Below are 1,050 nucleotides of genomic sequence, written 5' to 3'. Positions count from 1 at the left end.
GTGTGGGGGTAGCCGGGTGGTGCGGGAGTCGCCGGGCGGTGCGGGGGACGCGGATGGCGCGAGAGGGGCGAGAAGGGCCCAGTGAGGTCAGTAGGCACCGTAAGCAGACGGAAGTCGCCGATGGCGCGGAAGATGGCTATGACACCGAAGGTACCGCCAACCCCCGAAGTCACCCGAGAAAAAGGGGAATTCCCGCGACCGGATCCGCCCATCCGGTAAAAGTCCGATGCGAGAGTGAACCCTTTGGGCGTGGCGGGCGTCACGTATATCGAAGCAAGGGTGCGGGGGCGTCGCGGAAGTTCATCTTCGACCGGTGGCAAGATCCGCGGTCGGTGGTGCCCCGGAGGGCCAGGCGCAGGTGGCGGCGGTTTGCGCGTGCCATCAAGAATGACCCGGAGTTGACGCGGCCCATACGGCTCGTGGTGATCGGCTGGATACGCCGTGTGTACATGCATCTGTTCATGCATCCGTACTTGAACAGGGTTATGATCCGGGGCAGTTGACATCTGCACTAACACCGGAGATCCCTGTGCACGACCACCTGTACAACGGCATGGCGGCATCGGACCTCCAAGATGTCGTCTGGCAGAAGAGCCGGTACAGCAACTCCCAAGGCTCCTGCGTGGAATTCGCCAAACTGCCCGGCGGGGGAGTGGCGGTACGGAATTCGCGCTTCCCGGACGGACCGGCGCTCATCTACACGCCGGCGGAGATCGAGGCGCTGCTGCTGGGCGCGAAGGACGGGGAGTTCGACCATCTGGTCCGCGGCTGAGTCCGGCGCGCGGCGGGGCGGGGAGCGCCGCTCGCGGACGTGCGAATTCGGCCAATTCGGGTGAGATGCATGGGGCGGATGACGCGTCATGTGCCGGGTGGGGACGTTTCCCTGGAGCCGTGTGGTCTGTATGGGGCGTGGGGGCCGTCTGGGCTGCCTGGGGCCTCTGGGCCGGCCTGAGCGGACGCCGGTGCCGACCTGGGCCGTCCGAGCGGGCCTGAGGCGGTCCGGGGCGGGGTGGTGGCCGGCTGCGATCGCCGGGCTGAGGGGTGGTCGGC

1 protein-coding gene is annotated in these 1,050 nt (G+C 67.4%); it reads left to right on the top strand.

From position 1 onward, the window contains the following. Window positions 1-553: 553 nt before the first annotated feature. A complete protein-coding gene (locus E4099_RS32315) occupies window positions 554-772 on the top strand; it encodes a DUF397 domain-containing protein (RefSeq protein ID WP_135342634.1) in 219 nt (72 codons plus the stop codon). The last annotated feature ends 278 nt before the right edge of the window (window positions 773-1,050 follow it).

The sequence above is a fragment of the Streptomyces palmae genome, assembly GCF_004684805.1.
Taxonomy (GTDB): domain Bacteria; phylum Actinomycetota; class Actinomycetes; order Streptomycetales; family Streptomycetaceae; genus Streptomyces; species Streptomyces palmae.
This window is presented reverse-complemented; position numbering and strand designations above follow the sequence as displayed.